Here is a 7,040-nt window from a genome sequence, read left to right on the forward strand (position 1 = left end):
TGGCGCTCGCCACCGCGCTCGCGTTCTGGCTGTGAACGAGTCTGGAGCCTAGGCGCGGAGGACAACGGTGGTGCGTCGCTCGACAACGTTCGACTGTATCACACAACGTCCACTCGATCCGGGACGGGTGACGACGTGCTCGACGGCGGTGCGGGCGATGACGAGCTCTGGGGTGGCGGAGGACGCGACGTTGCGGTCTACGCGGGCAGTTCCCTACAATACGGCGTCACCCAAACGGGGCCGTCCTCATTCCGCGTTTACGATGCAATCGCGGCACGGGATGGTAACGACAAGCTACAAGACGTCGAACGCATCCGGTTCGCGGATGCCGAACTTGACCTATCGACGCGCGTCGACGGCTGGAGGGATGGTGCTGCCAGCGTTCCGAACGAGGCGGCGGCAGGTACGCTTGTCGGCAAGGTCGTTGCGTCCGGCGCAGCGAACTACCAGGGTACCGTCAGATACAGTTTGATCGGCTCGGCGGTCGACAGGTTCATAATCGATGAAATTTCCGGTGATGTCAGGCTCAAGGACGCTCTACCGGCTACCGGCTCCGTAGCTCAATACGATCTCTTGATCCGGGCCACATTCGGCGGCGTGGCGCGTGAGTTCACACTCCCGATCGATGTTGACCGTGCCCCTTCAGCTCTAATGTTCGAGGCTCCTGTGGCTCGGCCGAGTTCAATACTCGGATCGGCTGGCTTGACTTCCGAGGGATGGTATCGGCTGACTCCCGACCAATCTGACCGCATGGGTGCGGTCTGGGGACAGGTGGATCTTCGCTACGATACTACCTGGACGGGGAGGCTCTATTTCGGTTCGAACGATAGCGGAGCCGACGGTGTTTCTTTTGCAATCCAGGGAGCAAGCGACCAGCTAATGGGCGCGACCGGCGTGCTCACGGTAGACTCGATTGGCGTCGTATTCGACACCTATGCAAATTCCGGAGAACCGAATAGTGACTTCAGTCAGATTGTCCTGGGCGGGCAACCCTCAACGACCTTCGACTCCCACCATTTACATCCGAATCTTGAAAGTGGTGGCTGGCACGATGTGGTCATTTCTTGGAAGTCGACCGACAGCACACTAAGTTACTCTCTCGACAATGGTCCAGTATTTAGCAAGTCAGTGAACAAAGCTGATTTGTTTGGTACGAATAACGCTGTCTTTTATGGCTTTGGTGCCAGAACAGGCGGAGCTTTCAATGAGCAAAGGATAGATATTCAGTCGATAACGAGCCTTCTCGACCAGCCTAGCGTCTTCGAAAATGCGCAGGGAGGTACTCTCGTCGCCGTACTGACTGGACGTGATCGAGAACATGAAGAGTCCACGAGTTACGCCATCACCGATGCCTTCGGGGCGCCTGTTACCAATAAGTTCTTCGAGATGGCGAACGGTGCCGAGCTACGGGTCCGGAGCGGCGCGGTGATCGACTATGAGGTTGCAAAGACTCGAGAGCTACATATTACCAGCAGCAACGACCAAGGCGCGAGCCGAGCGGTCTCAGTTGCCGTGACAATACGGAACGTGGTCGAAGGCAATGAGGCTCCATCCGACATCGTGTTTGCGGAACCCGGGGCCGGCATCTCGTCCCTTGTCGGCTCCGCTTCGGCGTTGGGCGACGGTGTATACAAGCTGACGCCGAATGCGGGTGGTCAAACCGGGGCGGTCTGGGGTGCCGTCGATCTTACCAGAAGCGTCGTATGGACCACGAAGATGTTTTTTGGAGCCAGTGATGCTGGTGCCGACGGTGTGAACTTCGTGCTCCAGAATGAGGGTGCGACCGTGCTGGGCGACGCAGGCCTGTCCTCTCGCTCAATCGGTATCCGCTTCGACACTTACGTAAATCAAGGCGAGCCCGGATCGGATTACAGCCAGTTCGTCTTGAATGGTTCCGCTCCGGCCACAACTTTCGATCAATTTCATCGCCATCCTAATCTTGAGGATAACAGATGGCATGATGTTGTTATATCATGGAATGCGAATGAGCAGCAGCTCAGCTATTCGCTCGACGGAGTAGAAGTGGCACAACGCCGGTTCGATATCGTAGGTAACACTTTTAGTGGGTCAGGAATAGGGTACTTTGGCTTTGGTGCCAGGACCGGTGGCGCTACCAATGAACACTCTGTCCGTCTCTTATCTGTCGATCATTCGACGGATCAGTTAAATGCTGACAGCACGGCGCCCAGCGGTACGATCGTTGGCCGGTTGAGCGGAACCGATCCAAACAACGAGCCTTTGTCGTACATCATTTCCGATGGGGGCGGCACGCCGGTTCAGGATGCCCTTTTCGAGATCACGCCGACAGCCGAAATTCGGATCCGAGCGGGAGTCGACTTGCAAGCGTATGCAGGAACAACGCGGGATCTGACCGTAACTGCGTTTGATCCGTCAGGTTTGAAAATAACCGAACGGATTTCGATAAAGATCGCTGGGTCTCCGCAAGCCGCCCCGCAGGCGTTCTCAATTGAACCTGAGTCAGACGTAGCAGGAGCGCGTGGCGAGGGCACCAACGCTCTAGTCGGTTCCGTCGATCGCGACGTATTGCATGGTACAAATTATACCGACACAATTGACGGGAACGCGGGTAATGATAAAATCGCCGGCTTCGGTGGCGATGATGTCCTGCAAGGTGGACTCGGAGATGACTTCCTGGATGGCGGCTTGGGAAGCGACGCGGCGTTGTTCGCTGGAGCGAAGACGACCTATTCCATCGTGACCTCCGGCGGCACGACTATGATCAGGGACGATGCATCCGGGATCGATGGAGACGACGGCACCGACACGTTAATCGGGATCGAGACCGTACGCTTTAACGATGGCAGTCAAGGCATTGCCGCGCCCATCATCCTCGACCTCGACGGCAACGGCGTGCGCGCGACCGACCAGGGCCGATCCAAAACCAAATTCGACTGGGACAGTGACGGGAAGAAGAACGCGACCGGTTGGGTCGGCAAGGGCGATGGACTGCTCGTGCTCGACCGCAACGGCGACGGCAAAATGAGCGGGGCGAACGAGCTATCGTTCGTCAACGATAAACCGGGCGCGAAGTCGGACCTGGACGGGCTGACCGCGTTTGACAGCAATGCGGACGGGCTGTTCTCCTCGCTGGACGAGGAATGGTCCTCGTTCCGGGTGTGGGTCGACAAGGACACGGACGGCAAGGTCGATAAGAAGGAGCTGCGCTTGATGGCGGACGTGGGGATCTCGTCCATCAACTTGGCAGGTCAGGCGGTCGACCGAACTTGGAACTGGGGCGAGACGGTGACGGTCAACACCGGTACGTTCACGCGCACAGATGGGTCCACCGGAGGGTTCAGCGACGTGGCGCTGAGCTACGCCGCAAGTCCGCAGACCCGAGCGGCATCGCCGGACACGGGTGAGCAGTTTGCGTCGGAGATTTGGTCGGCTCTGTATGAACACAGGATATTCGAGACCGGTTTGTTCTAAGTAGCATAAGGGCTGTTGGTGTCACAACCTCCGTCGATTGTGACACTAACACTTCACCCCTGCTTTTCTGCGTAAGCGTGGTCTGGTGACCGCAGGTTAGGCGGCGCGGGCAAGCGGGATGATCGTGGGACGCCAGTTCCAGGGCATGAGCTCGTTCCATCTCGCGGCGGGCCAGCCGGAAGCGAGCCTGGCGAGCACGTCGGCGATGTAGGCCTGGGGCTCGATCCCGTTCGCCTTTGCGGTCTCGATGACCGTGTAGAGCGCGGCGGCGCGCTCGCCGCCCGCGAGCGAGCCGGCGAACAGCCAGTTGCGCCTGCCCACGGCGATCACCCGTTCATTCTGCCCATGTCGGAGACGATCTGGAAGTCCACTATCGGTGGCATCCCTATTTCGGCCTAATGCTTCGGGTGCTGCGGATCGAGCAGCGTAACCGGTGTTCCGACCCCACGTTGAACTGGGCGGTCTGATCGGCGAGTCTGTGTACCCTGTCTGGGCAGCTTGGAGCCGTATCGATGTCATGTGCCGATGCCGGCTCTAGCCCGGCTCGCCGGTTCGAGGTGTTCACCGGAACGGGGCGCGCAGGTCGTGGACGCGCGAGGAGAAGGCGGCGATCATCGCCGAGAGCTACGCGGGTGCCGAGAGCGTGACGGCGGTGGCGAGGCGGCACGGGCTCAGGCACACCCAGCTGTTCACCTGGCGGCGCGAGCTGCGCCAGGCGGCCGAGGCGGCGGGCGTCGTCCTGCCGGTGTGGACCGTGCCCAAGCCGCTGTTCGTGTCGGCGGTGATCGAGCCGGAGCCGGTGACGGCGGCCGTGGTCGCGCCCAGGAAGAAGCGGACGCGCCGTGTGCGGTCGGCGGCCGCGGTCGAGCTGGTGATCGACGGCGTGGCGGTGAAGATCGCGCGCGGCGCTGATGCAACCGTGATCGCGGCGGTGATCGACGCGCTCAAGACGCGGACGCCCACCGAAGAAAGGACACGACGATCACCAGACCGGTTGATCACCGATCCCCGACCCGCCGCCAAACCAGGGAATTTTACACGCCCATAATCGCGGAAACTTCGGTGCCCGTTGACACCGGGCCAAGCGCGCTGACCGCGTCAAGCTGGTGTGGTGGGACGGGACCGGCCTGTGCCTGATGGCCAAGACGCTGGAGCAGGGCGCGTTCCGCTGGCCCGGCATCCAGGACGGGGTGATGCGGCTCACGGCCGCGCAGCTGGGTGCCTTGCTCGAGGGCCTGGACTGGCGGCGCGTGCATGGCGGGCGTCGTGCGCAGGCACCGCAGATAGCCGGTTGACGGGGTGTGCGGAGCCTGACTCAATACGGTTGTGCTCGCCGAAGCCGACCTGCCCTCCGACCCACATGCGCTCCGCGCGATGCTGGTTGACGCGACCGGCAGATCACTGCGCTTGAGCGTGCCAAGCAGGAAGCCGAGGCGGAGCTGCCGCACTTGGGCGCGATCATTGCCGCGCTTCAACGGCACCGCTTCGGAGCGCGTTCCGAGCAGTGTTTGGTCCCGGCGATTGATGGTGCATCATCCGCGCATGAGTGGAAGGAGGCATTATGGGCCAGGTTTTACATGGGAGCGCCACGACGCCAGAGGTCGTGCGTCGAGCGAACAGCATGGTGAAGAGAGCCTGAGGGCGCTGGCGAAGCGCCACGGGGTCAACCAGAAGACGATCATCAAGTGGCGCAAGCGGACGTCCACGGCCGATTTGCGTACCGGCCCAAAGGAGCCCAGGTCCACGACGCTGACGATTGATGAGGAAGCCGTGGTGGTGGCGTTCCGCCGTCATACCCTGCTGCCGCTGGATGATTGCCTCTACGCGCTCCAGGCCACGATCCCGCATCTGACACGCTCGTCGCTCCACCGCTGCCTGCAGCGTCACGGCATCAGCCGGCTGCCCGAGGTTGATGGCGACAAGCCGGTCCGGGCGAAGTTCAAGGCGTACCCGATCGGCTACTTTCACGTCGATCTGGCCGAGGTGCGGACCGAGCAGGGCAAGCTCTACCTGCTGGTGGCGATCGACCGTACCTCCAAGTTCGCCTTTGTCGAGCTGCACGAGAAGGCCACCCGCCGGATCGCTGGCTACTTCCTGCGCCACCTCGCCGCCGCCGTGCCGTACCGGATCCACACCGTGCTCACCGTAAGCGTCCGGTGAGGGTGTCGGCTCAGGCCGAGCGGTAGTTCCAAGGCAGCAGCTTGGCGACGCTGCGGGCGGGATGGTCCGCGATGCGGGCGATGGTATCCGTCAGCCAAGCTTCTGGATCTATGTCGTTGAGCTTGGCTGTCTCGACGAGGCTGAAGATGCTGGCGGCGCGGTGGCCGCCCTGATCGGAGCCCGCGAACAGCCAGTTCTTGCGGCCACTGGCGATGCCGCGCAGCGAGCGCTCGGCCGCGTTGTTATCGATCTCGAGGCGACCATCGTCGACGTAGTGGGCGAGCGCCGGCCAGCGCGCGAGCGCGTAGCGGATGCCGATCGGTAAGCGTCCGGTGAGGGTGCCGGCTCAGGCGGGGCGGTAGTTCCAGGGCAGCAGTTCGTCGATGCGGCGGGCGGGATAGTCGGCGATGCGGCCGATGGTGTCCGTCAGCCAAGCCTCTGGATCGACGCCGCCCAGCTTGGCCGTCTCGACGAGGCTGTAGATGGTGGCGGCGCGGTGGCCGCCTTGGTCCGAGCCTGCGAACAGCCAGTTCTTGCGGCCGACGGCGACGCCTCTGAGCGACCGTTCGGCCGCGTTGTTGTCGACCTCGAGCCGACCGTCGTCGACGTAGCGGACGAGCGCCGGCCAGCGCGCGAGCGTGTAGCGGATGCCGACTGCGAGGTCGGAGTGCCGGGACAGCTTGGGGCCGGTCGCGTCGAGCCAGCGGCGGAACGCAGCGAGCAGCAGTCCCGCCCTGGCTTGGCGCTCGCGTCGTCGCTCGTCGGGCGGTCGGCCGCGCACATCCTGCTCGACCGCGTACAGCCCGGCGATGTGGTCGAGCCCCTCGCGCGCAGTGGCGGAGCCGGTCGCGGCATGGACGTCGAAGAACTTGCGGCGAACGTGCGCCCAGCAGGCCACCTCGGCGATGCGGTCCCCGTAGAGGCGATCGAATCCGGCATAGCCGTCGGCGTGGAGATTGCCCCGGAACCGGGCGAGGTGTGTCGCGGGGCGCTCGGCCTTGCGGTCGGGCGCGTAGCGGAACAGCACGGCCGGGGCGGCGTCGCCGCCATGACCACGCTCGTCGCGCACGTAGGTCCAGAGCCTGCCCGTCCTGGTGCGACCGGCGCCGGGGGCGAGCACCGGGACTGGCGTGTCGTCGGCGTGGAGCGTAAGGGCTGGCGGAACGGCTTGGTCGTGTCCCGCGCTCGCGCGATCGGCGGTGAGACCCTGGCGGCAGCCTCCGCCTCGGCCTCCTCTAGGCCAAGCTCCAGCTGGTCCGCCTCGCGGGTCAGCCGCTCCGACGAGCGCCCGAACGCCATGCGGCGGAGCCGGGCGACCTGCATCCGCAGCTGCTCCAGCTCTGCATCGGCGACCACCAACATGGCCTTGAGCAGATCCACATCGTCGGGCAGCGAGGCGGCGTCGAGCAACACGACCGCTTGTACCAGAG

2 protein-coding genes and 6 pseudogenes are annotated in these 7,040 nt (G+C 63.2%); 4 read left to right on the forward strand and 4 right to left on the reverse strand.

The features are described from left to right. Positions 1-93 precede the first annotated feature (93 nt). Positions 94-3,450, forward strand: a complete 3,357-nt coding sequence (locus tag ACFE71_RS14060) for a hypothetical protein (RefSeq protein ID WP_375429399.1) — start codon at positions 94-96, stop codon at positions 3,448-3,450. Between the two features lie 96 nt (positions 3,451-3,546). Here ACFE71_RS14060 and ACFE71_RS14065 read toward each other — a convergent pair. After that, a pseudogene (locus tag ACFE71_RS14065) lies at positions 3,547-3,783 on the reverse strand (transposase domain-containing protein); the annotation flags it as partial. A gap of 280 nt (positions 3,784-4,063) precedes the next feature. On the opposite strand from ACFE71_RS14065, the gene ACFE71_RS14070 reads away from it, so the two are divergent. From ACFE71_RS14070 to ACFE71_RS14080, 3 genes and pseudogenes are all read left to right on the forward strand, one after another. Continuing rightward, positions 4,064-4,498, forward strand: coding sequence for a transposase (locus tag ACFE71_RS14070; protein ID WP_375429400.1), 435 nt, complete (start codon positions 4,064-4,066; stop codon positions 4,496-4,498). Positions 4,499-4,538: 40 nt separating this feature from the next. Beyond that, positions 4,539-4,745 (forward strand): annotated as a pseudogene (gene tnpB / locus ACFE71_RS14075) (IS66 family insertion sequence element accessory protein TnpB); the annotation flags it as partial. A gap of 266 nt (positions 4,746-5,011) precedes the next feature. After that, positions 5,012-5,595 (forward strand): annotated as a pseudogene (locus tag ACFE71_RS14080) (IS481 family transposase); the annotation flags it as partial. Positions 5,596-5,620: 25 nt separating this feature from the next. Here the strand turns inward: ACFE71_RS14080 and ACFE71_RS14085 are convergent. From ACFE71_RS14085 to ACFE71_RS14095, 3 pseudogenes are all read right to left on the reverse strand, one after another. Beyond that, a pseudogene (locus ACFE71_RS14085) lies at positions 5,621-5,923 on the reverse strand (transposase); the annotation flags it as partial. Between the two features lie 33 nt (positions 5,924-5,956). Continuing rightward, positions 5,957-6,757, reverse strand: a pseudogene (locus tag ACFE71_RS14090) (IS66 family transposase); the annotation flags it as partial. A gap of 62 nt (positions 6,758-6,819) precedes the next feature. Further along, positions 6,820-6,972, reverse strand: a pseudogene (locus tag ACFE71_RS14095) (IS66 family transposase); the annotation flags it as partial. Positions 6,973-7,040 lie beyond the last annotated feature (68 nt).

The sequence above is a fragment of the uncultured Sphingomonas sp. genome, from assembly GCF_964237155.1.
Lineage (GTDB): Bacteria > Pseudomonadota > Alphaproteobacteria > Sphingomonadales > Sphingomonadaceae > Sphingomonas.